At 72.9% G+C, this 25,720-nt stretch carries 22 protein-coding genes and 1 pseudogene; 11 read left to right on the forward strand and 12 right to left on the reverse strand.

Annotated elements, in window-relative coordinates; translation table 11 throughout:
- Positions 1–289: 289 nt before the first annotated feature.
- Positions 290–1,222, forward strand: coding sequence for a transcriptional regulator CynR (cynR, locus tag AB0E67_RS20945; RefSeq protein WP_362028812.1), 933 nt, complete (start codon positions 290–292; stop codon positions 1,220–1,222).
- A gap of 15 nt (positions 1,223–1,237) precedes the next feature.
- Complete coding sequence (locus AB0E67_RS20950) at positions 1,238–1,882, forward strand: GntR family transcriptional regulator (protein WP_362028815.1); 645 nt, start codon at positions 1,238–1,240, stop codon at positions 1,880–1,882.
- A 15-nt stretch (positions 1,883–1,897) separates the two neighbouring features.
- On the opposite strand, the pseudogene AB0E67_RS20955 reads toward AB0E67_RS20950, so the two are convergent.
- A pseudogene (locus AB0E67_RS20955) lies at positions 1,898–2,113 on the reverse strand (diguanylate cyclase); the annotation flags it as partial.
- 1 nt (position 2,114) lies between these two features.
- A complete protein-coding gene (locus tag AB0E67_RS20960) occupies positions 2,115–2,270 on the reverse strand; it encodes a hypothetical protein (protein ID WP_199883242.1) in 156 nt (51 codons plus the stop codon).
- Between the two features lie 149 nt (positions 2,271–2,419).
- Here AB0E67_RS20960 and AB0E67_RS20965 point away from each other — a divergent pair, with 149 nt between their 5' ends.
- On the forward strand, positions 2,420–3,598 hold the full coding sequence (locus tag AB0E67_RS20965; protein WP_362028818.1) for a PP2C family protein-serine/threonine phosphatase: 1,179 nt from the start codon (positions 2,420–2,422) through the stop codon (positions 3,596–3,598).
- A gap of 120 nt (positions 3,599–3,718) precedes the next feature.
- The gene (locus AB0E67_RS20970; protein WP_362028820.1) at positions 3,719–5,251 is read left to right on the forward strand and encodes a glutamate synthase subunit beta; all 1,533 of its coding nucleotides are present in this window, start codon (positions 3,719–3,721) and stop codon (positions 5,249–5,251) included.
- 42 nt (positions 5,252–5,293) lie between these two features.
- Here the strand turns inward: AB0E67_RS20970 and AB0E67_RS20975 are convergent, their stop codons facing one another.
- A complete protein-coding gene (locus AB0E67_RS20975) occupies positions 5,294–5,953 on the reverse strand; it encodes a UbiX family flavin prenyltransferase (RefSeq protein WP_362028823.1) in 660 nt (219 codons plus the stop codon).
- A 329-nt stretch (positions 5,954–6,282) separates the two neighbouring features.
- Positions 6,283–7,722: a UbiD family decarboxylase gene (locus AB0E67_RS20980; RefSeq protein WP_362028826.1), complete on the reverse strand. Its 1,440-nt coding sequence runs from the start codon at positions 7,720–7,722 to the stop codon at positions 6,283–6,285.
- Positions 7,723–7,930: 208 nt separating this feature from the next.
- Between AB0E67_RS20980 and AB0E67_RS20985 the strand changes: the two genes are divergently transcribed.
- The 3 genes from AB0E67_RS20985 (at position 7,931) to AB0E67_RS20995 (ending at position 11,338) form a co-directional block, all read left to right on the forward strand.
- Positions 7,931–8,926: an AsnC family transcriptional regulator gene (locus AB0E67_RS20985; RefSeq protein ID WP_362028828.1), complete on the forward strand. Its 996-nt coding sequence runs from the start codon at positions 7,931–7,933 to the stop codon at positions 8,924–8,926.
- A gap of 160 nt (positions 8,927–9,086) precedes the next feature.
- The gene (gene lysA / locus AB0E67_RS20990) at positions 9,087–10,421 is read left to right on the forward strand and encodes a diaminopimelate decarboxylase (protein WP_362028831.1); all 1,335 of its coding nucleotides are present in this window, start codon (positions 9,087–9,089) and stop codon (positions 10,419–10,421) included.
- Positions 10,415–11,338, forward strand: a complete 924-nt coding sequence (locus AB0E67_RS20995) for a LysR family transcriptional regulator (protein WP_073785819.1) — start codon at positions 10,415–10,417, stop codon at positions 11,336–11,338. Before lysA ends, AB0E67_RS20995 begins: the two co-directional genes overlap by 7 nt.
- Positions 11,339–11,362: 24 nt before the next feature.
- On the opposite strand, the gene AB0E67_RS21000 is transcribed toward AB0E67_RS20995, so the two are convergent.
- Genes AB0E67_RS21000 through AB0E67_RS21020 form a run of 5 tightly spaced genes read right to left on the reverse strand, consistent with a single transcriptional unit; the run spans position 11,363 to position 16,437 of the window.
- Positions 11,363–12,205: a serine hydrolase gene (locus AB0E67_RS21000; protein WP_362028834.1), complete on the reverse strand. Its 843-nt coding sequence runs from the start codon at positions 12,203–12,205 to the stop codon at positions 11,363–11,365.
- Positions 12,202–13,818, reverse strand: coding sequence for a D-aminoacylase (locus tag AB0E67_RS21005; protein ID WP_362028837.1), 1,617 nt, complete (start codon positions 13,816–13,818; stop codon positions 12,202–12,204). Before AB0E67_RS21005 ends, AB0E67_RS21000 begins: the two co-directional genes overlap by 4 nt.
- Positions 13,818–14,591, reverse strand: coding sequence for an amino acid ABC transporter ATP-binding protein (locus AB0E67_RS21010; protein WP_362028839.1), 774 nt, complete (start codon positions 14,589–14,591; stop codon positions 13,818–13,820). Before AB0E67_RS21010 ends, AB0E67_RS21005 begins: the two co-directional genes overlap by 1 nt.
- Complete coding sequence (locus tag AB0E67_RS21015; RefSeq protein ID WP_351524967.1) at positions 14,588–15,541, reverse strand: amino acid ABC transporter permease; 954 nt, start codon at positions 15,539–15,541, stop codon at positions 14,588–14,590. Before AB0E67_RS21015 ends, AB0E67_RS21010 begins: the two co-directional genes overlap by 4 nt.
- 8 nt (positions 15,542–15,549) lie before the next feature.
- Positions 15,550–16,437, reverse strand: a complete 888-nt coding sequence (locus AB0E67_RS21020; RefSeq protein ID WP_362028842.1) for an ABC transporter substrate-binding protein — start codon at positions 16,435–16,437, stop codon at positions 15,550–15,552.
- 149 nt (positions 16,438–16,586) lie between these two features.
- On the opposite strand from AB0E67_RS21020, the gene AB0E67_RS21025 reads away from it, so the two are divergent.
- On the forward strand, positions 16,587–17,534 hold the full coding sequence (locus AB0E67_RS21025) for a hypothetical protein (protein WP_362028844.1): 948 nt from the start codon (positions 16,587–16,589) through the stop codon (positions 17,532–17,534).
- Between the two features lie 15 nt (positions 17,535–17,549).
- On the opposite strand, the gene AB0E67_RS21030 is transcribed toward AB0E67_RS21025, so the two are convergent.
- The 3 genes from AB0E67_RS21030 to AB0E67_RS21040 form a co-directional block, all read right to left on the reverse strand.
- Positions 17,550–18,083, reverse strand: a complete 534-nt coding sequence (locus tag AB0E67_RS21030) for an Lrp/AsnC family transcriptional regulator (RefSeq protein WP_073785833.1) — start codon at positions 18,081–18,083, stop codon at positions 17,550–17,552.
- A gap of 80 nt (positions 18,084–18,163) precedes the next feature.
- Positions 18,164–19,579 (reverse strand): FAD-dependent oxidoreductase, encoded by a 1,416-nt coding sequence (locus AB0E67_RS21035; RefSeq protein ID WP_362028847.1) that lies wholly within the window; start codon positions 19,577–19,579, stop codon positions 18,164–18,166.
- A gap of 106 nt (positions 19,580–19,685) precedes the next feature.
- The gene (locus AB0E67_RS21040; protein WP_362028850.1) at positions 19,686–21,134 is read right to left on the reverse strand and encodes an aldehyde dehydrogenase family protein; all 1,449 of its coding nucleotides are present in this window, start codon (positions 21,132–21,134) and stop codon (positions 19,686–19,688) included.
- A gap of 256 nt (positions 21,135–21,390) precedes the next feature.
- On the opposite strand from AB0E67_RS21040, the gene AB0E67_RS21045 reads away from it, so the two are divergent.
- The 3 genes from AB0E67_RS21045 to AB0E67_RS21055 all read left to right on the forward strand — a co-directional run bounded on the left by AB0E67_RS21045 (position 21,391) and on the right by AB0E67_RS21055 (position 25,532).
- A complete protein-coding gene (locus AB0E67_RS21045; RefSeq protein WP_362028853.1) occupies positions 21,391–22,911 on the forward strand; it encodes an APC family permease in 1,521 nt (506 codons plus the stop codon).
- A 140-nt stretch (positions 22,912–23,051) separates the two neighbouring features.
- On the forward strand, positions 23,052–24,203 hold the full coding sequence (locus tag AB0E67_RS21050; protein WP_362028855.1) for a glycosyltransferase: 1,152 nt from the start codon (positions 23,052–23,054) through the stop codon (positions 24,201–24,203).
- Between the two features lie 108 nt (positions 24,204–24,311).
- Positions 24,312–25,532, forward strand: coding sequence for an aromatic acid exporter family protein (locus AB0E67_RS21055; RefSeq protein WP_362028863.1), 1,221 nt, complete (start codon positions 24,312–24,314; stop codon positions 25,530–25,532).
- Positions 25,533–25,720: the final 188 nt, after the last annotated feature.

Here is a 25,720-nt window from a genome sequence, read left to right on the forward strand (position 1 = left end):
TCACTCCCTTCGGTGGTCGCCGTCGGCCCGGTGGGCTGACGTCATCCACCATGCATGACCTGGCGCTATAGAGTCCAAGTCATGTTGTCCATAGATCTCATTGATCTCATCTATGGCTCGTCCGGCGGTCCGGATCCTGACGGCGAGCACGGTCGCCGGACGCGCCCCCGGCCGCTTCGCGGGGCGTCGGCCCGCCGTGGTCCGAGGCCGTGGCGCCCCGATGACCAGGGGGCATAGGTAGCGCCGAATATGCCTGGGGACATCGATCGATCGGCTCTATACTCCGGGCATGGGTCCGGAACTGCGTCACCTCCGTTACCTGATCGCCGTGGTCGAGCACGGCAGCTTCACGCGTGCGGCCGACGAACTGCGCATCTCCCAGCCGACGCTGTCGCAGCAGATCAAGCAGTTGGAGAGAGCGGTCGGCGTCCATCTCCTCGACCGCAGCGGTCGAGGTGTCCGTCCGACCGACGCGGGCGAGGTCTACGTACGCCACGCGCGGCGCGCGCTCCGCGAACTGGCGGCGGCCGACCGTGCCGTCCTCGACGTCGCCGACCTCTCCCAGGGGCATCTGCGCCTGGCGATGACGCCGACGTTCACCGCCTACCTGGTCGGACCGCTCGCCCAGGAACTGCGCACCCGTCACCCCGGCATCAGCCTGGAGGTGCGCGAGATGACGCAGGATCGCATCGAGGCGAGCCTGCTGGCCGACGAACTGGACCTCGGCATCGCGTTCGGGGGAGACCACCTCTCCGGGATCGCGGCGGTCCCGCTCTTCACCGAGACGCTCGGCCTCGTCGTCACCACCCGTCGCCCGGACACCCGGACCGGGCAACCCGTCCCGGTCCGTGAACTGGCCGGACAGCAACTCGCGTTGCTCAGCAGCGACTTCGCCACGCGCAACCACATCGATCGGTACTTCGCCCGGCATCGGGTCAGCCCGCCGATCGCCGTGGAAGCGAACAGCGTCCAGGCGCTCACCGAGATCGTGCAGCGCACCGACCGGCTGGCCACCGTGCTGCCTGAAGCGGTCACGGACGACCACCCCCATCTGACCCCCGTCCCGGTCGACCCGCCCCTGCCCACCCGGGTCGCCACCCTGCTGCGCCGGGAGAGCGCCTACGAGAGCGCCGCCGCGCGCGCCTTCACCCGGCTGACGCACGCACTGGTCCGGGAGCGCGGCTACGCACCGGCCGGGCCGTGCCACGACGTCCCCGACTGATGGGAGAATGAGGACATGACACCGCCTGGCGGCTTCGAACCCGAGTCGGAGCGGGTCACCCGGCAGTTGCGTGACCAGATCATCGACGGCGCCCGCGCGCCGGGCAGCAGACTCGTCGAGCGCGAACTCGCCGCGGAGCTCGGAGTGAGCAGGCTGCCCATCCGGGAGGCCCTGCGGGCCCTGGTCACCGAGGGGCTGGTCACTCCGAGGCCGCGCACCTGGGCCGTGGTGCGGGAGTTCACGCCGACGGACATCGCGGACCTCGACGAGGTCCGTACGGCTCTGGAGACGCTGACGTTCCGGCTCGCCGCCCAGCGGCGCACCCGCGCGGGACTGGCGAAGCTGCGCGCGGATCTCGACGCGGAGCTGAGCGCCGCGCACGAGGGCGACGCCGTACGGGCGCGACGGGCGGCGGCCGACTTCCACGAGACGGTGACGTCCCTCGCCGACAACGAGCTGCTGAACGAGCTCGGAGGCACCCTGCGCAGCAGGATGCGCTGGCTGCTGGGGCAGCACGACGACCTCGTGGAGGTCGCCGAGGAGCACGAGGACCTCTACGAGGCGATCGCGGACCGGGACGTGCCACGGGTCGAGGAACTCGTCATGAAGCACCTGGTGACCAGCCGTGCCGCCGCACGCCGCAAGCACACCCGGGAATGAACGCCCGCCACCGGGTCAGGACGCCGGCTCCCGCATCCGCCCGTCCGAGCGGATGCGGGAGGCCGGGACCGCGATGTCGTCCTCCGCGTCCCGGCCGCACCGGTCGAGCACCTCGTCCAGCAGGTCCTCCAGCCGCCCGCCCGAGGGCATCCGCAGCGCCGCCGGCCGCCCGACGGACACGTCGATCGCCTCGTCCCGGCGCTCCACGAGTGCGTCGGTGGACATGGACAGGTCAGCTCTCGGCGTCCTCCGGCAGGCGCTCGCCCTCCGCCTGGGACGGCTGGGTGCGTGTCGTGGCGGGATGCCGCTGCTCGGCCGGGTTGAGATCCTCGTCCAGCCGTTCGCCCTCGGCCTGCGACGGAGTCGGGTACTCCTCGTTCTCGCTCATGGCCGCCTCCACGGTCGGAACGCGTGCGGGGGACTGCCCGCAGAACGAGCCTAACGCTCCGACCGGGCGCCGGCCCGTCCGTGGCACCCGGGCCGGCGCGAACCCCCGTCGAGTCGTGAGGCGACCGGCCGCGGTGCACTGTGGAAGACGTGAGGATCGGTGAACGCTTCAGGGCTCTTCGCAAGTCATGGCGGCCGGGCCACGGGCTGGTGGCGCTGCCCCTGGCCCTGATCGTCTTGATCACCCTCGTGGACATCGTGACGGGGCGGAACATACAGCTCGGACCGCTGCTGGTCATAGCGCCCGCGCTCTGCGCGTCCTTCGCGGGCCCGGTGCTGACCGGGGCGGTCGGGGTGCTGGCCGTGGCCGCCCAGACGTTCATCGTCCAGCACCTCGGCAGGCTGGCCACCGAGAACTCGTTGGTGCAGATCATCGCCCTCGCGGTGCTCTCCGCGCTGATCGTGTTCTACTGCCTGCTGCGCGAACGCCGGGGCAGACAGCTCGCCCAGGTGCGGTCGGTGGCGGAGGCCGCGCAGCAGGTGCTGCTGTGGCCGCTCCCGGAACGCATCGGCCCGCTGCGGGTCGCCTCTCTGTACCTGCCCGCAGAGGACGAGGCCCTGATCGGCGGGGACCTGTACGCGGTCACCCGCGTCGACGGCGGAACACGGTTGCTGATCGGCGACGTGCGGGGCAAGGGCCTGGCCGCGATCGGTGAGGCCGCCGTACTGCTCGGGGCGTTCCGCGAGGCCGCCCACCGGCACACCGGCCTGCCCGAGCTCGCCGCGGCCCTCGAACAGAGCGTCTGCCGCTACGAGGCCGACTTCGAGCGGGAGGGCGAGATCGGCGAACCCTTCGTCACCGCCCTGCTGCTGGAGATCCCCGACGAGGGCGGCGTCAGCCGGATGACGAGCTGCGGGCACCCCCCGCCCCTGCTGCTGGGCCCGGGGCACTCCGTCACCGTGCCCCGGCTGCGACCTTCGCCGCCCCTGGGGGTCGGCAGCCTGGGGCCGTCCTCCTACGCCCTGGACTCGTTCGCCTTCGAGGACGGCGAGACCCTGCTCCTCTACACCGACGGGGTCATCGAGGCGCGCGACGGGGGCGGACGCTTCTACCCGTTCGCGGAGCGGGCCGCCCGGTGGACCGAGAGTTCCCCGGAGGCGCTCCTGCATCATCTGCGACGCGATCTCCTGGGCCATGCCGGGGGACGGCTGGGGGACGACGCGGCCGTCATCGCGATCCACCGCCTGCCCGTCGCCTCCGAGCCGCACCGGTTCGGCGAGGCCGCCCGCGCGGGGGGTGTCGTCCAGCGCGGGGCCGGGGAGGCCTGACCGGCCCCGGCGCCCGGCGAGAACCCGTCCGCGGCTCGTCACCCGGATGGCCGCGAGGGCGTGCGGGCGTAGGCTGGCTCTGACGTCCGTGCACCGCGAGTGGGCGACGGAGGCGGAGCCATGACCGACCCCCACGGCTTTCTCAGGACCGATCGCCGGCCCGTTCCCGCCCGCCCCGTCCGGGAACGGCTGGGCGACTGGGACGAGGTCCACGCGGGGCGGACCAGGCTGCCGCTCGTGTCCGAACAGGCGGGGCGCTGCATGGACTGCGGCATCCCCTTCTGCCACAGCGGCTGCCCCCTGGGAAACCTCATCCCCGAGTGGAACGCCTACGCGAGGAAGGGGGACTGGTGGGCGGCGGCCGAGCGGCTGCACGCCACGAACAACTTCCCCGAGTTCACCGGGCGGCTCTGCCCGGCGCCGTGCGAGGACTCCTGCGTGCTGTCCATCAACGCCGACCCCGTGACGATCAAGAACGTCGAGCAGGCCATCGCCGACGAGAGCTGGGCACGCGGATACACGGAGCCCCGCCCGCCGCGGCGCCTCAGCGGCAAGTCCGTCGCCGTCGTCGGTTCCGGACCCGCGGGGCTCGCGGCCGCGCAGCAGCTCACCCGCGCCGGCCACTCCGTCACCGTCTACGAACGCGCCGACCGCCTCGGAGGACTGCTGCGGTACGGCATCCCCGCCTTCAAGCTGGAGAAGTGCCATCTGGACCGCCGCATCGAGCAGATGCGGGCGGAGGGCACGGAGTTCCGCACCGGCGTGCGCGTCGGTGACGACCTCGACGCCCGCGGCCTCGCGGACAGCAACGACGCGGTCGTCATCGCCGTCGGGGCCACGGAGCGCAGGGAACTGCCCGTCCCGGGCCGTGAGCTGTGCGGCATCCACCAGGCCATGGAGTACCTGACGCTGGCCAACCGGGTCGCCGAGGGGGACCGGGACCTCGTGGTCCTCACCGCCGAGGGCAGACACGTCGTGATCGTCGGCGGCGGCGACACCGGGGCGGACTGCCTCGGCACGGTGCTGCGCCAGGGCGCCGCTTCCGTCGTCCAGCTCGACATCAACCCCGAACCCGGACCCGTACGCCCGGACACCGAACCCTGGCCCGTGCGCCCCCGGATCTACCGGGTGTCCCACGCCCACGAGGAGGCCCGGGACCGGGACGGCGGGGACCCGAGACGCTTCTGCGCGGCCACCCTGGGCTTCGACGACGACGGGGCCGGCCGTGTGTGCGCGCTGCGCCTGGCGGAGGTGGGGCCCGCGGACAGGACGCCGAGGCCGGGCACGGAACACGTGATCCCCGCCGACATGGTCCTGCTCGCCCTCGGTTTCCACGGTCCGGATCGGGAGGGCGGGCTGGTGCGTCAGCTCGGACTCGTACTGGACGACCGGGGGAACTACGCCCGGACCGACGCCTTCGAGGCCGTGACGGCCGCACCGTCGTCGGCCGGCCCGTCGGAGCCGGTCGCGGGGGCGGGCCGGGCGCGGGCGGGAGGCGTGTTCATCGCGGGTGACGCGGGGCGCGGACAGTCTCTCGTCGTCTGGGCCATCGCGGAGGGACGGTCCGCCGCCGCGGCGACGGACCGCTACCTGAACGGCTCCACGATGCTCCCGGCTCCCGTGGCACCGCACGACCGCCCCCTGGTCGCCTGAGCACCCGGGCGCCCGGGCGCGAGGGGCGGCCGGGGCCGCCCGTCACCGCGACCGGCCCCGGACCGCCCCCGTCGTGTCGCGCCGCTGCCGCCGAGACTCCCGTACGCGGGTGGCGGCCAGGCCCGGCCAGCGCTCCGCGATGTCCGCCGTGGCGACCGGCAGGGAGAACTGGTCGAGGATCCGCATCACGATGTGGTCCACGAGGTCGTCGATGCTGCTCGGCGCGTCGTAGAAGGACGGCATCGGCGGAACGATCCGCGCGCCCATGCGGGCGAGGGCGAGCATGTTCTCCAGGTGGATCTCGTTCAGCGGTGTCTCGCGGGGCACGAGGACCAGCGGCCGCCGCTCCTTGAGGGTGACGTCGGCCGCCCGGCAGACGAGGTTGTCGGCGAGACCGTGCCGTACCGCCGCGAGCGTCTTCATGCTGCACGGCACGATCACCATGCCCGCGGTCCGGTACGAGCCGGAAGAGATCGTCGCCCCCAGCTCACCGAACTTGTGGTTCACGTCGGCGAGTTCGGCGAACCGTCTGCTGGTGAGGGACGTCTCCACCTCGATGGTGGAGCGGGCCCAGGTGCTCAGCACGAGATGGGTCTCCACCTCCGGCACCTCCCGCAGGACTTCGAGCAGACGGACGGCGATCGGCGCGCCCGTCGCGCCGGTGACTGCGACGACGAGACGGGCGGGAGGTGGGATGGTCACGGGGGCTCCTTGCGGCGCGACGGAACGGGATGCGGGGCGGGACGAGGAAGTAGAGGGACGGGGACGAGGGGACGGGAAGGAAGGCGGGGAGGGGCGGGGCCCGCCCCTCCCCGCGGCGCCGGAACCGGCGCCTGCCGGGTGACCTCCGATCGGAGAGCGGACGCGGTGCGGGGCGTGCGGTTCCGGGGCGCCGGGATGCCTCGGACGGGGTCTCCCCGGCTCGAACGGAGTCGAGCGCTCGGGGAAGGAGCCACCAGGGCATTCCCGCGACGCGGGCGGCATGCGCGCCAGGGCGTGGCCGTCCCGGTCGGAGGCCGTCCGACGGGCTCTCAGAGCGCCAGGACCCCTTCCCACCGCCGCCGCAGCTCCTCGCGGGCCGCGTCGTCGAAGCGGTTCGCCGCCGGGTAGCGGTCCTTCCAGGCGAACGGCTTGGTCGCGTCGATCAGCACGATCCCCATCGACAGGTCCCCGGCCTCCCGGCGCTCGGGCGACAGCCGCGGATCGATGGCGGTCGTCGGTGCGCGCAGCACCTGGATCGACTCCGACGGATCGACACGGGTGAACATCGCCCACAGGACATGGTTGATGTCGGTGACATCGATGTCCTCGTCGACCACGACGAAGTACCGCTCCATGCCCCCGGTGCGCTTGCGCCCGGCCGCCGCCAGCAGCGCGTGCATGGCGTCCCCCGCGCCGGTCTGCTCGATGGAGACCACCATCAGCAGCTGGCGGGCGTAGGCCCACACGCCCTTGACGTTCTGCACCCCGGAGGCCTCCAGGTGGTCCCAGGTCACCGACGCCGAGTACAGCGGCACGGCCTGGTCGCCCGCGGGGACGGTCGGAAGCATCGGCGGCGCGCCGAGGATGATCGGGTCGTCCCGGTGCAGGATCCGCTTCACCCGGACGACGGTCTCCTGGCCCGAGTGCGTGTAGTAGCCGGTCCACTCGCCGAACGGCCCCTCCAGGACGGACTCCTCCTCGACCGGCGGCAGCTCGCCCTCGATCACGATCTCCGCGTGCGCCGGGACGGGAAGCTCGCTGCCCTCCGGGTACAGGACCTCGACCCCCTTCCCGCGCAGTCCGCCGGCCAGGTCGTACTCCGACATCCCCGAGGGGGCGGCGATCGCCGCCGCCGTGGACAGGATCGGGTCCTGGCCCACCACCACCGCGATCGGGCAGGAACGCCCGCGCGCCCAGTACTTCTCCGCGATGGCGCGGGCGTGCCGGTTGCCGAGCATCCACAGCGAGAGCCGGTCCGGGCCCTGCACGCACGCCCGGTACGTGCCGATGTTCACCCAGCCGGTGTCGGGGTCGCGGGCGATGACCATGCAGGCGGTGCCGATGTAGCGCCCTCCGTCGGCCTCGTGCCACCGGGGCGCCGGGAAGATGCGCAGGTCGACGTCGTCGCCGGTCAGGACGTTCTCCAGGACCGGACCGGTGGTGACCTCGACCGGCGGCACCGGTTCGATCCGCCTGCTCAGGTCCTTCCAGGCCCGCACGATGTCCAGCTTCGGGGTGTCGGGCGGCAGCCCGAGCGCCACCGCGGTGCGGGCCGCCGTCCCCATGAAGTTGGTGAACACCCGGTAGCCCGGGGGGAATCCGGGAATGTTGTCGAACATCAGGGCGGGCCCCTCCTTCTCCGCCATGAGTTCGGTGATGCCGCCGATGTCCAGATCGCGGTCCGCGCCGTCGATCCGGAGCACCTCGTCCTCCCCGAGCGTCCCGGTCAGCTGGTCGATGTAGTGCCGAAGGTCACGGAATGTGCTCATGCGCCGTGGGAAGCGGGCGATGCGCCGACGCCTCCCGTCCTCCTCTTCGTGGACAGCGGCGACCGCGCCGGGCGGCGCCGCGGGATGCGCGGTCCCGCTCCGGAACGATCCGCGCGGGCCTGCACACCGAGGATCCGAAATGGTCCCGAACAGGAACAACGAGTCCGGCCGCGCATGCCGGTTCTCGCCGCGCATAGACTTGGCGGACGTGGAATTCCTCGATCTGCAGCTCATCCACGCACTGAAGATCGACGGCCGCGCGCCATTGCGCCGGATCGCCTCGGTCCTGGGCGTCTCGGACCAGATGGTCGCCCGCCGCTACGCCCGGTTGCGCGAGACGGCCGGGCTGCGCGTCGTCGGCCGGCTCAACCCCAGACCCGTCGGGCAGACCGTGTGGGCGCTGCGGCTCCAGTGCGTCCCGAGCGCCGCGCTGGGGCTCGCCCGGGCCCTGGCCCGGCGGGAGGACACCCGCTGGGTCAAGCTCGCCGCCGGTGGTACCGAGGTGGTCTGCCACCTGGCGGTGCGCGGCGAACGGGAGCGGGACGCGCTGCTGATGGGCCGGATCCCCGCGAGCCGCGCGGTCACGTCGGTGACCGCGCACCGGCTGCTGCGGCTGTTCAAGGGCGGCCCGACCGGCTGGGACGGCATCGCCTCCGTCCTCACCCCGGAGCAGCGGGACGCGCTCGCCCCCGCGTACCCGCCGCCCGACGCCCGGGCGCAGCCCGTCCGGCTCACCGACCTCGACCACCTGCTCCTCGCGGCACTGGCCCGCGACGGCCGCACCACGCACGCCGCGCTCGCCGCCGAGGCACGCTGCCACGAGTCGACGGTGCGCCGCCGCATCGCGCACCTGCGCGGAGCCGGGGCGCTGTTCTTCGTGCTGGACATCGACGAGCGCTCGCTCGGCGGCCCCTCCGGCACCGCGCTGTGGCTGTCGGTGCGTCCCGCGCGGCTCGCCGCCGCCGGCGCCGAGCTGGCCCGCCACCCCGAAGTGGCGTACGCGGCCGCGACCACGGGACGGACCAATCTGCTCGCCACCGTCCTGTGCCGGGACGACGAACACCTCTACGACTACCTCGCCGAGCGCATCGGGGCGCTCCCGGGTGTCGACACGGTCGAGACGGCCCCGATCATCCGCACCCTCAAGCGGACCGGAACCGTCGCACGCGACCAGGACCCGGCGGACGGCGCACCGCGCCGGTGAGCGCCGCGCGTGCGCCGCACCCGCGACCCGGCCGCCGCCACGCGGGTACGCCTGGGTCGATGCATCGAAGAACCTGAGGCTCAGCCACGGAAGAATGCGCTTTTGTGTCCCCTCCCGCAGGCCGGAGGATGGCCGGGAACCGGCCCACAGGGGAGGAACCATGACGTCAGCCATCGAAACGGGGCTGTTGCCCCTCACGGCCGAGGCCCGCCCCGGCGGACTCGCTGTCGGGGGCGTCCCGCTCGTCGACCTCGCGGAGCGCTTCGGAACCCCGCTGTTCGTCTACGACGAGGAGCACCTGCGCCTGCGCTGCCGGGAGGCGGTCGCCGCCTTCGGCCAGGACAACGTCGCCTACGCCTCCAAGGCGTTCCTGTGCACGGCCATGGCCCGTCTCGCCCACGAGGAGGGGATGCTGCTCGACGTCGCCTCCGGCGGCGAACTGCGCGTGGCCCTGCACGCGGGCGTACCGGCCGACCGGATCGTGCTGCACGGCAACAACAAGAACGAGACGGAACTGCGCACGGCGATGACGGCCGGGCTGCGGCACGTCGTGGTCGACAGCCTCGACGAGATGGACCGCATCGAGCGGCTGCACGCCGAGGAACGGCTGCCGCCCGCGCACGTCCAGCTGAGGGTCGCCCCGGGCGTCGCCGCCGGTGCCCACGAGGCGATCAGGACCGGCGGCCACGACTCCAAGTTCGGCTTCGGTCTGGCGGACGGGGCCGCCGCACACGCCGTGCGGCGTGCCGACCGGTCCCCGGCGATGGTCCTGGAGGGCATCCACGCGCACGTGGGCTCCCAGGTGCTGGACACCGCCGAACTCGCGGCCGGCGCCGCCGCCGTGGCGCGGTTCGCGGTCGAGACGCGCGCACCCCGGCTGACCGTCGGCGGCGGCCTCGGCGTCGCCTACGAGGCCGGGCAGACCGTGCCCTCGTTCGCCGACTGGGCCGCCGCGGTGCGGAGCGCCGTCCGGGAGGCGGGCTGGCACGGCGAGGTCACGGTGGAGCCCGGAAGGTCCATAGCCGCCCGCGCCGGGCTGACCCTTTACCGGGTCGGGACGATCAAACGGATCGAGGGCGTACGGACCTACGTCGGGGTCGACGGCGGGATGAGCGACAACCTGCGCCCCGCCCTGTACGGCAGCCGTTACGAGGTCTTCCTGCCGCGCAGTCCGCACGCGCCGCGGCCGTGGCGCGCGCGCCTGGTGGGCAAGCACTGCGAGAGCGGCGACGTGATCGTCGACGATGCCGCCCTGCCCGTCGGCACGGCCGTCGGGGACGTCCTGGCCACACCGGTCACCGGCGCCTACGGATACGCGATGGCGTCCAACTACAACAAGCTGCCGCGCCCGGCGGTCGTCTTCGTCCGCGACGGCGCGGTCCGCACCGTGGTGCGCCGCGAGACCGAGGAGGACCTGCTGCGCCTGGACGTCGAGGAACCCGCGGTTCCCCTGGAGCGTTCCGCGCCGATACCGCCTAGTCTGACCCGATGCTGAACAGTGCCCGACTGCTCGTCCTGCTGGAGATAGCCCGCACGGGCACCATCGTGGCCGCGGGCCGGGCCCTGCATCTGAGCCCGTCCGCGGTCTCGCACCAGCTCGCCCGGCTGGAACAGGAGGTCGGGACCGCCTTGGTGGAACGTCAGCCGCAGAGCCTGCGGCTGACGGCTGCCGGAGCGCGACTGGCCGAGCACGCCCAGGCCGTGGCCGATCTGATGGCCGTCGCGCAGGACGATCTGCGCGCGCACTCCGAGGGCGAGGCCGGCGTCCTGCGCGTCGGCTTCTTCGCCTCCTCGGGCCTGGAGCTGCTGCCGAGGGCGCTGTCCGCCTTCGCCGCCGAGCGGCCGCAGGTGGAACTGGAGCTGATCCTCGGACAGCCGCACGAGACGGTGCCCGATCTGGAGGCCGGCCGGCTCGACGCGGCGGTCGTCTTCGAGCACCCGCTGGACCCCTGGTGCCGCCACGCGGGCGTCGACGTCGAGATGTTCTTCGACGAACCCCAGCTGGTGGTCCTCCCGCTGGGCCACCGCTTCGGCCGCCGCACCACCGTCCGGCTCGCCGCCCTGGAGGGGGAGACCTGGATCGGGACGCACGGCGGCCGTACCGGCGAACCGGTGCTGGAACGCGCGTGCGCCACCGAGGGCTTCCGCCCCCGGATCCGCTGCCGCACCGACCACTACCAGGTCACGGTCAACCTGACCCGGGCCGGGATGGGCATCGCGCTCGTCCCGGCCCTCGGCCTCGCGGACAGTACGGGCGTCCACGTCTGCCGGCTGGACCACCCCCGGCTCCACCGCCGGATCGGGGTCGCCACCCGGCCCACCAACCGCAACCCGCTGCTGCGGATCTTCCTCGCGGAACTGCGGTCGGCGGCCGAGGAGATCAGGTCGCTGCTGGAGATGCAGTGGTCCTGACGGGGCGGGGCCGCCCCGGCCCCGTCAGGGGGCGGAGCGGCCGGCGCAGGCCGCGAGGGTGCGGCCGACGTCCCGTACGGCGTGCACCGCGGCCCGCTCGGCTCCCGGCCCCAGCGCCGTGTCCCAGTGCGCCACCACCGCGTACGCGAGCCGCCGGGCCCCGACGATGACACCGGCGTCCGCGCGGACCCCGGTGTCGGTGCCGGTCTTGTTGGCCACCAGCAGCCCACCGGGCAGCGGATCCGGGAAACCGGGCGCGTACGGGTCGTGGTCCACCAGGGCCGGGACCAGCCCGTGGTCGGTGTTGGCGCGCATCCACCCCAGCAGCCGCGCGGAGGCCGCGGGCGAGACCATCGTGCCGCGTGCCGCGTGCGTCACCAGCCGCGCCAGGTCCCTCGCGGTGCCCGTGGCGAAGACGGGCGGCACGTCCGGGCCCCGGACGTCGCGGACCTTGTCGTGGAGCGCGAGACGGCCCAGACCGAGCCGTTGTGCCAACCGGGCCGTGGACTCCCGTCCCACCACGCGCAGCAGTGCGTTGGTCGCGGTGTTGTCGCTGACCGACGCGGTCAGCCAGGCCAGGTCCTCCACGCTCCAGCCGTCCCTGCTCATCCGGCGCAGCAGCCCGGTGCCGTCCGCACGGTCCTCGTCGAGGATCTCGACGATCCGGCCGGGCGGCAGCTCCCCGCTGTCCAGACGCCGGGACACCTCGGCGAGCAGCAGCAGCTTCGAGGCGGACGCGACGGGCAGCACCACGTCGTCGTCCACCCCCACCGCGCCCTCGCCGTCGACGTCGACGGCGCGGACGGCCAGGGTGAGCGGCAGCGCGGCCGACCGCCGTGCCGCCGCGGTCACCTGGGACAGACTCATCGGACCCTCACCACTTCCCCCGCCCGCGCGGCGGTCGGACGGCCGTCCCTGACCGCGACCCGTCCGGCGACCACCACGGTACCGATGCCCTCGGGCGCCAGCAGCGGACGCTCGAACGTGGCACGGTCGCACACCGTCCCCGGATCGAACACCACCAGGTCCGCCACGGCGCCGTCGCGGACCACACCACGGCCGGTGAGCCCGAACCGCCGGGCCGGCAGTCCCGACATCTTGTGCACCGCCCGCTCCAGTGGCAGCAGTCGCTGATCGCGGGCGTAGTGGCCGAGCACGCGGGCGAAGCTCCCCGCCCAACGGGGGTGCGGCCGACCGGGCTTGGGGACGCCGTCCGAGCCGATCATCGACAGCGGACCGGCCAGCACCCGCCGGACGTCGTCCTCGCGCATGGAGTGGCTGATGATGGTCACCTCGCCCCGCTCCGCCAGCAGCAGGTCGCACACGTAGTCGACCGGGTCGACACCCTGCTCCGCGGCGAGATCGGCGACCCGGCGGCCCTCGGCGTCCGGACGGGACCGCGCGGCGGCCACCGCGATGAGGTCCCAGCCGCCGTTGCCCACGGTGTTCTCCCACCCCTCGACGCCCGTGGCGATGTCCGCCCGGATCCGGTCGCGGACGTCCTCCCGGCCCAGTCGTTCCAGCAGCGCGCCGACGCCGCCCTCGCTCGCCCACGGCGGCAGCATCGCGTGCAGCACGGTGCTGCCCGCGGTGTACGGGTACACGTCGCACAGCACGTCCACCCCGTCGGCGCGGGCCCGCTCCAGCCGCGGCAGGGTGCGCAGGGTGGCACCCCAGGCGTGCCGACCCGCGGTCTTGTGGTGGGAGACCTGGAGCGCGGCGCCGGAACGCTCCGCGATCTCCAGCGCCTCCTCCAGCGCCGATTCCACCTGCGACATCTCGTCGCGCAGATGGGTGACGTAGGGCTTGCCGTGACGGGCCGCGACCCGGGCCAGGGCGACGATCTCCTCGGTGGCGGCGTACGTGCCGGGCGGGTAGATCAGCCCGGTGGACAGGCCCGCCGCGCCCTGCCCCAGCGCCCGGTCGAGCAGCGCGCACATGGCGTCCAGCTCGTCGGGCCGGGGCGGACGGTCCTCGAAGCCCATCACCCCGGCGCGCAGCGTGCCGTGGCCCACCAGCGAGGCGATGTGATTGTGCCGCAGCGCGGGGTCCTGGCCGGCGGCGAACGCGTCGAAGTCCACCGCGGGCCGGACCGGACCGATCCCGAACGTCACCCGGAGGTGTTCGGCCAGCTCGGGCAGCCGCTCCGGCAGCGAGGGGAACAGACTGGTCCCGCAGTTGCCGCAGATCTCCGTGGTGACGCCCTGGAGCAGCGGCGCGAGCCGCAGGTCGTCGGCCGGTTGCGGCACGCCGTCGCCGAGGGGCGCGGCCAGGGCGTCGGAATGGGTGTGCACGTCGATGAAGCCGGGGGCCACGGCCCGGCCGGACACGTCCAGGACCTCGGCCGCCGCGGCCGGCGTGCCCGCCGGGAGCACGGTGATCCGTCCGTCCGCCACCGCGACGTCCGCCTCCCGGGCGGGCGCTCCGGTGCCGTCGACGAGCAGGCCGCCGCGCAGCAGCAGATCCAGGGGGCGGCCCATCACAGCACCGTCGACAGGAAGGCCCGCGTGCGCGCGTGGCGCGGGGCGGTGAACAGGAGGTCCGGGCTCCCGGACTCGACGACGGCGCCCTGGTCCATGAACACGACCCGGTCGGCCACCTCGCGGGCGAAGCCCATCTCGTGCGTGACCACGATCATGGTCATGCCCCGGCGGGCCAGGTCTCGCATGACGCCCAGCACCTCGCCGACGAGTTCGGGGTCGAGGGCGGAGGTCGGCTCGTCGAAGAGCATCAGGTCGGGCTCCATGGCCAGCGCGCGGGCGATCGCCACGCGCTGCTGCTGACCGCCCGACAGCTGCGCCGGGTAGTGGTCCGCGCGGTCCGCGAGACCGACCTCGGCCAGCAGCTCCAGGGCCCGCTTCGCCGCCTCGGCGCGGGAACGGCCCTTCACGGCGACCGGACCCTCCATCACGTTCTGCACCGCCGTGCGGTGCGGGAACAGGTGGAACCGCTGGAACACCATCCCGATCCGCTCACGCTGGCGCCGCACGTCGCGCGGACGCATCTCGCGCAGGACCCGGCCGGACGTGCCGTGCTGCTCGTAACCGATCAGCTCGCCGTTCATCCACACCCGGCCCGCGTCGATCCCTTCGAGATGGTTGAAGCAGCGCAGCAGCGTCGACTTGCCGGAGCCGGAGGGGCCGATGACGCACAGCACCTCACCGCTGCGGACGTCGAGATCGATGCCCTTCAGCACCTCGGTGTCACCGAACCGCTTGCGGACCTTGCGGGCCCTGAGGACCACGTCGCTCATGCCGTCGCTCCCTTCCCGGCGTTCCGTCCGGGCCTCAGGTCGGCCAGGATCCTGCGCCGCAGCGGCGGGGCGGCCCCCGGGCTGTAGCGGCGTTCGACCGCGTGCTGTCCGATGCTGGCGAGCGTGGTGAGGGCCAGGTACCAGAAGGACGCCACCAGCAGCAGCGCCACCACCTCGAAGTTGGCGAGGTAGAGGTGCTGGGAGACGGTCATCAGGTCGGAACCCGCGATGACCGACACCAGCGAGGTCGTCTTGAGCATGGAGATGAACTGGTTGCCGAACGGCGGGACGATGACCCGCATCGCCTGCGGGAGGACGACCCGGAACAGGATCTGACGGTTCGACATCCCGAGGGACGCCCCCGCCTCGCGCTGGCCGGGATCCACGCTCCCGATGCCCGCCCGGACGATCTCGGCCATGTAGGCGCCCTCGTTGATGGAGAGTCCGAGCAGGGCCGCCACGAATCCGGTGATGACCTGGTTCGACTGCCAGCTGATCAGCTTCGGCCCGTCGAACGGCACACCGATGCTGATCACCGGGAACAGCAGGGCCAGGTTGAACCAGAAGATCAGCTGGACCAGCAGCGGAGTGCCCCGGAAGAACCAGGTGTACGCACCGGCCGTGAACCGCAGCACCGGGCTGTCGGAGAGCTGCATCACCGCGACGACCACACCGATGACGACGCCGACGGCCATCGAGACGAGGGTGAGCTGGATCGTCACCCACAGACCCTGGAGGATCACCGTGTCGAACTGGTACTTGGCGACGATGTCCCAGTGCAGGTGGGGATTGACGATGATGGTGTACGCGATCCACACCGCGAACAGCGCGGCGGCCAGCACCGCCAGCCAGCGCGCCGGACGGGGGCGGCGACTCAGCCTGAGGGCGAGGTCGTCGTCGGGCGCGGTCGCGCCGTCCACGGGCGCCGCGGACGTTTTCTGGTACGTCATGTCCGTTCTCACTGCCCGTCGTTGACCGTTGCCTCGGTGACGGCGCTGTCGCCGACGTTCCAGGTGTCGAGGATCTTGCGGTACTCACCGCTGTCGATCAGCTCCTGCAGGGCCTTGTGCACCGCGTCGCGCAGTCCGGCCTGGCTCTTCGAGACCGCGATGCCCCACGGGGCGGTGCCGTACTGCTCCGGCAGCACCTCGTACGCGCCGCTCTTCTTCTCGGTGAACATCCGGGCGACGGGGTAGTCGACGATGGTCGCGACGGCGCGCCCGCTGTCCAGCTGCAGCAGCCCCGTCGGCGCGTCCTCGCTCTGCGAGATCCGCATCTTCTCGCCGCACTTGGCGTTCTGCTCCTCGCCGATGCGGAGGTTGGAGCTGCCCTTGGCGAGGACGACGCTCTTCCCGCACAGGTCCGCGAGGGACTTGATGCCCTGCGGGTTCCCCTTCTTCGTCATGATGACGCCGCCGGTGCGGAAGTAGTCGACGAAGTCGACCGCCTGCCGCCGCTGGGCGCTGTCCGTCATGGACGACATGACCAGGTCGAAGCGGCCGGACTCCAGCCCCGGGATCAGCCCGTCGAACGCGGCGTTGGTGAGCTCCACCTTGAGCTTCAGCCGGCCGGCGACGGCCTTGGCCAGATCGGGGTCGACACCGGTGAGCCGGGTGGTTCCCGGCTCGTACATCTCCATCGGCGGGTACCCCACCGCGGTGGCCACCCTGAGCACCCCCTTCTGCCGGTACGTGTCGGGGAGCAGCTCGGCCGCCGACCGGGAGTCGGCTGCCCGGGAGGCGTTGCCGGTCGGGGCGTCGCCCTGATTGGAACGGCCGCAGGCGGTGGCCGCGAGGGCGACCATGGCCAGGGCTGCCAGACAGCGCAGAGAACGGTGACGTTTCATCTGATTTCTCCCTCAACGGGGTGGCGGTGCGCCGATGCTGGCAGCCGGGCCCCGGGGAATGGAAGATGATGAAGCCATTCATGCCTGACCATCGAAATCTGTACGGGTCCCGGCGCGCGACCGGTCCCGGAACGGGAATGGGGCATCGCATGTCACGACCTCTCGGCCGGCGGGGCCTGCTGCTGTCGGCCGGCGGGCTGTTCGCCGGGGCCGCGGGCTGCTCGGGGACTTCCGGGACGGCGTCGGGGCCGTCCGGACCCGCGTCCCCGCACGCGTCGCTCCCCGCGACCACCGCCTGGCGCCCGAACCGCGACGACGTGGACCCCGACGTGAAGCTGCGGGCCGTCCAGGTGGTGGAGGCGATCGGCGCGTGGCCCGCCGGACAGGGCGGCGCGGCGGCGGCGAGGCGCCGGGTGGCCGCGCTGGGGGCGACGCCGTCGCTGGTGGACGCGGCGGGCCCGATGCGGCCCGCCGCGGACGAGGCCGCGCTCCAGGTGATCGACGCGCAGTACGGCGGGATCCTGGCGGACACCGCCAGCGTGATGGTGGTGTACCGGCAGTGGACCCCGGGCCGGGCCGGTGGCACCACCGTCGACGTACGGCTGAGGCGGGCGCGTCCGCGCTGGGAGGTCACCGCGCTGCATCCGGGGCCGCTGCGCGCCGCCGCGCCCCGGCTGCCCGCCGAGGCACGGCGGGTCCTCGATCACGCGCGGATCGGGCTTCCTCCGGCGGCGACGGCCGATGTCCGCAGCGGGCACATCCGTCCGGCCGCGCTCGGGGCCCTGCTGGACCTGGCCGGCACGTACCGGATCGACGTCACCGTGTTCAGCTCCGGGCACCCGCTGTACGTGTTCGGCACCGACCGGCGCAGCGACCACCCGCCGGGCCGCGCCTTCGACGTGTGGCGCATCGACGGGCACCCGGTCGTCGACCGGGCGACCCCGCGGCGGCTGGTCGAGTCGTTCATGCGGGACGCCGCCGCGGCGGGTTCGTACAACGTGGGCGGGCCGGTGCGGGTGTCCGGGGGCGCGACGCCCAACCAGTTCTTCACGGACGACACCCACCACGACCACGTGCACGTGGGGTTCGCGGGCTGACGCCCGCGGCGCGGCTCAGGCGCGCTGGTCGAGACCGGCGCCGAGCGGCGGCCGGGGCGCGTCGAGCAGCGAGCTGTCCACCTCGCCGACGCCCCAGCCGTACGCCAGCTTGTGCACCTCCAGCACGAAGAACGAGTCGGTGGAGACGACGCCGTCGATGAGATGCAGTCTGCGGTTCATCAGGTCCGTGAAATGGTCGGTGTCGCGGCAGATCACCTCCGCCATCACGTCGTAGGTGCCCGCCGTCATGATCACGTAGGAGGTCTCCGGCAGCTCCCGCAGCCGTCGGCAGACCTCCTGCGCGGTGCCCGGCCGCACCCGGATGCCGACCATGGCGAACCGGTCGAAGCCGATGGTCAGCGGGTTGGCGATGCCGACGATCTGCAGCGTGCCGTTCTCCTCCATGCGCTGGACGCGGTAGCGCACGGAGGAGGCCGGGATGTCCAGTTCCTCGCCGATCTGGCTGTACGGGCGGCGGCCGTCCGCCTGGAGTGCGGCGATGATCCGGCGGTCGGTGTCGTCCAGGGGGCTGCCACCCTGCGTGCTCATGCTGTTGCTCCGGCTCCCGTGCGCGGCCCGCCACCACGGGCGGGCCTGGCTCTTCGTCGTACGGGCCTATCCTGCCCGGCTCAGGAGTCGAAGCCGAGGCCGAGTCGGTCCAGGGCGCGCAGCCACAGATTGCGGCGGCCGTCCGCGTCCTCGCGGGCCATGGACCGCCTGGTGGCCTCGACGCCCAGGTAGCGGACCGGTTCCGGGGGGAAGGGCACGGGCGGGCGGCGGATCATCGCGGGCCGGGTCCGCTCCGTGCGGCGGCCCGTGAGCAGGTCCAGCATGACCTGGGCGCCGTAGCGGGTGGCGCCGACGCCGAGCCCGGTGAAGCCGAGGGCGTAGGAGACCCGGCCCCGCGCGGCGGTGCCGGCGAACATGCAGAAGCGGGTGGTGGAGTCGATGACCCCGCCCCAGGCGTGCGAGAAGCGGACGTCGGCGAGGGCGGGGAACGCCTCGGCGAACTGCGCGGCGAGCGTGTCGAAGGTGGCTGGGCGCTGGGTGCGGGCCTCGTCGACCGGGCTGCCGTAGTGGTAGACGGCGTCGTAGCCGCCGAAGAGGACGCGGTTGTCGTCGGTCTTGCGGAGGTAGTGGAACTGGTTGCCCGCGTCGGTGATCCCGTGGTCGCCGCTCCAGCCGATGGCGGCGAGCTGGTCGTCGCGGAGCGGTTCGGTGGTGAGCGCGTAGTCGTAGACCGGGATCATGCTGAGGGAGAGGCGCCGGAGCAGGGGCCGGTAGATGTTGGTGGCGAGCGCGACCTGGCGGGCGCCGACCGCGGCGTACGGTGTGGCGAGCCGCACCCGGCCGGTGTGCCGGGCGGTCAGCGCGGTGACCTCGGTGTGCTCGGCGATGCGGACCCCCAGGTCGAGGCAGGCGGCGCGCAGGCCCCAGACCAGCCGGGCGGGGTCGAGCAGCGCGTAGTCCGGGGACCACAGTCCGGCGGTCCAGACGGGGGAGTCGACGTACTCGCGCAGCTGCGCGCCGTCCAGCAGCCTGGTGTGCTCGCCGAACCGGTGGGCGAGGGCGTGCGCGCCCTTGAGCCCCTCGGCCTGCCAGGGGGTCGCGGCGACGGTGACCTTTCCGCTGCGGGTGAATCCGCAGTCGATGCCATGGGTGTCCAGGTCGCGGCGGAAGGCGTCGAGGTTCTCCATGCCGAGGCGGTGCAGCAGCCGGGCCTCGGCGGGCCAGCGCTCGACGCCGTTGGCGAGGCCGTGGGTGAGGCTGGGGGAGCAGAACCCGCCGTTGCGGCCGCTGGCCGCGTGGCCGCAGGTGTTCTGTTCGAGGACCAGGACGTCCCGTTCGGGATGGTCGCGCTTGGCGAGGAGCGCCGTCCACAGCCCGGTGTACCCCCCGCCGACGACGGCGAGGTCGCAGGTGGTGTCGGCGGTCAGCCGCGGCAGCGGCGCGGGGTGCTCGGGACGGTCCAGCCAGTAGGGGGCGGTCTTCGTGTCGCGCAGTCGGCTGCGGTGGTCGCTGGGGCGCGGGGCTGCGGTGGTCATGCGGTGGGTACCTCGTTGCCGGCGTGGTGGGCGGCGCGGGCCGGGGCCCCGACGGGTGTGGTCGGGGTCCCGGCCGACGGACGGACGGTCGGGTGGCGCGGGACGGTCAGAGACTGATCACGCCGGTGCGGGTGTCGGTCATGTCCATGAGCGTCCACTTCCCGCCGATGCGGCCCCAGCCGGTGGAGCGGCCGCCGGCGCCGCCGAACGGCATGTTGATGTCCCACCAGTTGTTGCTCTCGTTCACGACGACCTGGCCCACGGCCATCTCCTCGATGAACCGGAAGGCGGAGGTCATGCTGCGGGTGAAGACGGCGCCCTGGAGGCCCAGCCGGTCGTCGTTGGCGATCCGCAGCAGATCGTCCTCGTCCCGGCCGGTGATGATCGGCACGACCGGTCCGAAGGACTCCTCGCGGGACAGCAGGCTGTCCTCCGGCACCCCGTCCACCACGGTGAACTCGTAGTAGAGGTCGGTGGGGTGGCCCGGGGCGCGCCGGCCGCCGAGCAGGACGTCCGCGCCGCGCTCGCGCGCGTCGGCCATGTGCCGGTCCATCTTGGCCGCGACGCCCTCGTTGTTCAGCGGGCCCAGGACCGTCGCGGGGTCGAACGGGTCGCCGAGGGTGATGCGCCCGGCCTCGCGCAGCACGGCCTCGACGAACGCGTCGTGGACGCCCTCGTGCACGACGACGCGTTCGGTGGCGCAGCAGACCTGTCCGGCGCACGGGTAGGCGCCGTCGACCGCGGCCTTGGCCGCGGCCTCGACGTCGGCGTCGGCGAGGACGACGAGGGGGCCGTTGCCGGAGCACTCCATGACGGAGCGCTTGAGCCCGGCGGCGGACTGGATCCTCGCCCCGGTCGCGGAGGAGCCGATGAAGCCGATCGCGTGGACTCCGTCGTGGCGCACCAGCGCCTCTCCGGTGTCGCCCTCGCCGGGCACGATGTTGACCAGGCCCTCGGGCAGTCCGGCGGCGGTGAACGCCTCCATCGCCCGGAGCACGGTCAGCGGGGTGTTGGCCGGCGGCTTGACGACGTGGGCATTGCCGGTGGCGAGCCCGGGGGCGACGAACTCCGCGAGCATCAGCAGCGGGAAGTTCCACGGCGTGATGATGCCCCAGGTGCCCACCGGGCGGTGGAAGGTGAACATCCGCTTGGTGTTGTCGGTGGAGAGCAGTGTCTCGCCGTGCAGTCGTACGGCGTCCTCCGCGTGCAGATGGAACAGCTTGGCCGCCTCCTCGATGTCGGCGACCGACTCGGCGAGCGGCTTGCCCTGCTCCAGGGTCTGGAGGCGGGCGAGTTCGTCCACGCGCCGGCCGAGCTCCCTGCCGATGCGGTGACAGACCTCGGCGCGGTCCCACACATTGGTCGCCGCCCAGGCGGGCTGGGCCTCGTTCGCGGCACGCACCGCAGCGTCGACATCGGCGGCCGAGGGCACCGGGAACGTCCCGACGAGTTCGCCCGTGGCGGGGCTGACGACCTCGTGGTCACGTCCCGACGTGCCCTCGGTGCGGGTGCCGTTGATGAAGAGCAGGTGCCGGTCGGCGGTCGGGGTGGTCATGCGATGGCCTCTCTGTCCTGTCCTGACCGGGAAAGGGCGCGTCGGCTCGAATGCCTCGTCTGCCCGAGTCCGGTACGAAGCGATGTCTGGAGACTCGCCCAGCAATCAGCAACTGTCAAGACTGCTGGATCAGCAATCACAGCATCTGATCACTGCTTGTTCGTGAGTATTGACAGGTATTTTTCGCTCGCCTATAACCGGGGCCCATCGATACTCCTGCCGCGCCGACCGTCGCGCCCACCGTGAGGGGAACGTCATGCCGTCCCAGCCGAAGACCCCCGCCCCGCCCCCGTCGCCCGCACCGGACCCCAGGGCGTCGTCCGGTGCCTTCGCGCCGGATCCCAGGGCGTCGTCCGGTGCCTTCGCGCCGGATCCCACGGCGGGCGGGGCCGCCCCGGCACTGCCGAAGAAGATGAACTGGTTCGACGGGTTCGCGATGTCGCTGACCATGCCCGCCGCGCTCATCGCCTCGCTCGGCGCCTCCATCGGCGGCCTCGGCGCCTGGGGCGCCATCGCTCTGTGGGCGGTCTCCATGGTGCTGGCGACCGCCACCAACTGGATCTACACCGAACTCGCCGCGATGTTCCCCGACTCCTCCGGAGGGATCGCCCACTACGCGACCGAGGGCTGGAAGAAGCGCGCCCCCGTGGTCGGCCCGGTCGCGAGCATCGGCTACTGGTTCCCCTGGACGACGGCCCTCGCCGTCTACTCCGGGATCATCGGCTCGTTCGTCCAGGCCCAGTGGTTCCCCGGCCAGGACTGGAGCGTGGAGTACGGGCCGCTGAAGGTGGACTTCCCCATCGCGGTCGGCCTGCTCGTGATGCTGTTGCTGTTCGGCGCCGCCATGATCGGTCTGCACGTCGCCATGTGGGTCGTCTACGTCACCGGCGGCGCGCTGCTGATCCCCCTCGTCGTCTTCATCGTCATGCCCCTGCTCTCCGGGGACTGGAGCGCACAGGGCCTGCACTGGAACCTGCACGGAGCCGCCGGGCTGCGCGAGGCGCTGGTCTGGCTGTACGTGATGGCGTGGACGTCGTTCGGCGTGGAGGTGTGCGCGACCTTCGCGCCGGAGTACAAGGACACCGTCCGCGACACCACCCGCGCCCTGCGCGCCGGGGTGCTGTTCTGCCTCGGCGTCTTCGTCCTGCTGCCCCTGGCGCTGTCCGGCTACGTCGGCGAGAAGGCCATCGGTGAGGACCCCACCACGTTCTACGTCGACGCCTTCCAGGACCTGGTGGGCGGCGCTTCCGACCTGATGGTGGTCTTCCTCGTCGCCTCGCTGCTGCTCATCATGATCACCGGACTCGCCGACGGCTCCCGGGTGCTGTACGAGATGGGCAGGGCCGGACTCACCGTCAGACAGGTCGGGGTGCTGAACCGGCGCGGGGTGCCGGCCCGCGCGCTGCTGGTGGCCCTGATCCTGAACGTCTTCGTGCTGACGGTGCTTCAGACACCGCTGGCCATCATCGTCACCGGCAACCTGGGATACATCCTCGCCCATGTGCTGGCGGTCTCGGGCTTCGCGCTGCTGCGCAAGGACCGCCCCGACGCCGTGCGGCCCATCCGGCTGCCCGCCTTCTTCGTGCCGCTGGCCTGGGCGCTGGCCGCGTTCCTCACCGTGGTGCTGGTGGTGGGCGCGACCGGCTTCTCCATCACCGGGTACGGCGGCTACACCGAACTGGGCGTGGCGCTCGCCGTCCTGGTGTTCTCCGTACTGCTCTGGCTGTACCGGACCAAGGTGCAGGACCGGCGCCCCGAGCAGGACCCACCGGCCTGACGGGCCGTCGCGCACGGCGCGGTACGGCCCGCGCCGTCGCGCGAGCCCGGTCCGATCACGCCATCGCGCACGCCCCGAAGGCACCGAACGAGGCGGAAAGCGCCCTGTGTGAGCGGCCCGGGTCTACCTACGCTCGCACCATGCGTGTTCTCTTCGCCTCGACCCGCGGCTCGGGCCACTTCGACCCTCTGGTTCCCTTCATCGACGCGTGCACGGCACGGGGCGACGACGTCCTCGTCGTCGCCCCGCCCGGCCTCGAAGCGATATTGGCGTCCCGGCCCCAGCCGTACCGCATCGGCGCGAACCCCCCGGACGACGAACTGCAGCCGATGCTGGACCGGTTGCGCCGCCTGCCCCCGGACGAGGGCGTGTCCTTGATGACCGGTGAGGTGTTCGGCCGGCTGTACCCCGATGCCCTGCTGCCCGCGCTCGACGAGGCCTGCCGCGAGTGGCGCCCCGACCTCGTGCTGCACGAGACGTACGAGCCGGCGTCGGTGGTGGCCGCCGAACGCCACGGTGTCCGGCACGCCCGGGTCGCGATCTGCGCCGCCCGGTTCGCGCGGGCGGGCGAGCCGCTGCTGGACGCCGCGCTCGACCGCTACGGCCCCGGCCTCGCGGACCGCCTCCGGTCCTCCCCGTACCTGACACGGCTGCCGGCCTCCCTCGACCCCTCGCCGTACCCCGTGACCCACCGCTACCACGTCCCGGGGCCGCACGCCGCGCCGTCGCAGGAGCGGCACGGCGGCGAGGAACCGCTGGTCTACCTCACCCTCGGCTCCGAGGTCGGCGCCCTGCCGACCGCCCCCGACCTGTTCCGGGCGCTGCTCGACGCGATGGACGGACTGCCGGTGCGGGCGCTGCTCACGGTGGGGCGCGGCACCGATCCGGCCAGCCTCGGGCCCCTGCCCCCCGGCGTCCGGGTGGAGAGGTGGGTACCGCAGGACGACGTCCTCGGCAGCGCCTCCGCCGTCGTCTGCCACGGCGGCTCGGGCACGGTCTACGGCGCGCTGGCGGCCGGTCTCCCGCTGGTCTGCGTCCCGCTCTTCGCCGACCAGCCGTTCAACGCGGGGCTGGTCGGCGGGGCGGGTGCCGGTCTCGTTGTCACCCCGGCGAACGGCTCGGACGGCGCGGCGGTGACGTTCGGCGGCGACGACGTCTCCCGCATCAGGTCCGCCGTCGAACAGGTGCTCAAGGACCCGGCGTACCGGACCCGGGCCGAGCAACTGGCCGACGAGACACGGTCCACGGCCACCTGCGCGCACCTGCTCGGCCTCCTCGACCCGCGCGGCTGAACCGCCGCCACCACGGCCCGCGGGCCCCACCGGCCTCCGGCACGTCCGTACGGTGGGGTTCGCGACCCGGGTGCGGTGCGGCGGCGCACCAGCGGGCATGGGAATGAGATGCCAGCAGTATCCGAGCCCGTGATCAAGCTCGTCCGGCGCACGACCGAGCCCGTCGGGGCGCAGACCCTGCGTTCCACGGCGGCGTCCGTCATCGCCTATGTCGTGGCGGTGTGGACCCTGCCGCATCCGGCCCCCCTCACCGCGCCGCTCACCGCGCTCCTGGTCGTGCAGGTCACCCTCTACGCCACCCTCACCACCGGGATCAGACGGGTGAACTCGGTCGTCGTCGGCGTGGTCATCGCCAGCGTGTTCAGCTCCCTGGTCGGCCTCAGCTGGTGGAGCCTCGGGCTGACGATCTTCGTCTCGCTGATCATCGGACGACTGGTGCGGGTCGACGAGTTCGTGCCCGAGGTGGCGATCAGCGCGATGCTCGTCCTGGGCGTCGCACAGGTCGCCTCCACAGCGCTGGACCGGGTGCTGGAGACGCTGATCGGCGCGGGCGTGGGCCTCCTGTTCAACCTGCTCTTCGCCCCGCCGGTATGGGTGCAGAGCGCGGGCGCCTCCATCGAGAGCCTGGCGACGTCGATGGGGGCGATGTTCCGCGCGATCGGCGAGGACGCCCACGGCCGGCTCCCCGTGGCCCGGGCGGCCGACCGCCTGCACGAGGCCCGCCGGCTGGACCACGACATCGTCGAGGTGGACGCCTCGCTGCGGCAGGCCGAGGAAGGACTCACGCTCAACCCCCGTGTCCGGCAGGGGCTGCTGTACCGGGTCGTACTGCGCACCGGTCTGGACACCCTGGAGATCTGCGCCGTGGTGCTGCGGGTGCTGTCCCGCACCCTGACCGACCTCGCCAAGGCCCGTACCGGGGAGACGCTGTTCCCCGCCGATGTGGCCGACTCCCTCAGAGAGCTGTTCGGGCAGATGGCCGACGCCGTCGAGGCGTTCGCGGCGCTGATCACCACCCCGCTGGCGGAGAACGCCGAGGCGGCGGAGGAACGGCTGGCCCACGCCCTCGCCGTCAGCCGCACCACCAGGGACCGGGTGGCGGGGCTGCTCCTGGAGGACGTCCGGGAACACCCCCGGCAGTGGCAGCTGCACGGCGCCCTGCTCGCCGAGGTCGACCGGATCCTGGACGAGCTGGACATCGACAAGCGCACCGAACGGCTCGGCAGGGAGCTCGACCGGCGCTCGGCGCAAGTGCACGAACGCCACCCCTGGCTGCGCGCGGTGTCCCGCAGACTGCGGGGCGGAGGTGACGAGTCCGAGCGGCGCTGAATCCGGATCCGACCGGCTCCGCGGGCCCGGATCCGGTGCCGCCCCGATCCGGACGGCACCGGGGCGGGCGGCACGCGGATCCGGGACGAAGCGGGGCCGATGCCGGGCCGGTGCGGGGCGGGCGGCGGCTCGCGCCGCCGTCGCTCACCCGGACGGTCGGCCGGTTTCACTCCGCTGCTTCCCGCGTC

Origin of the sequence: Streptomyces sp. NPDC032161 (assembly GCF_040636995.1) — a bacterium.
Taxonomy (GTDB): domain Bacteria; phylum Actinomycetota; class Actinomycetes; order Streptomycetales; family Streptomycetaceae; genus Streptomyces.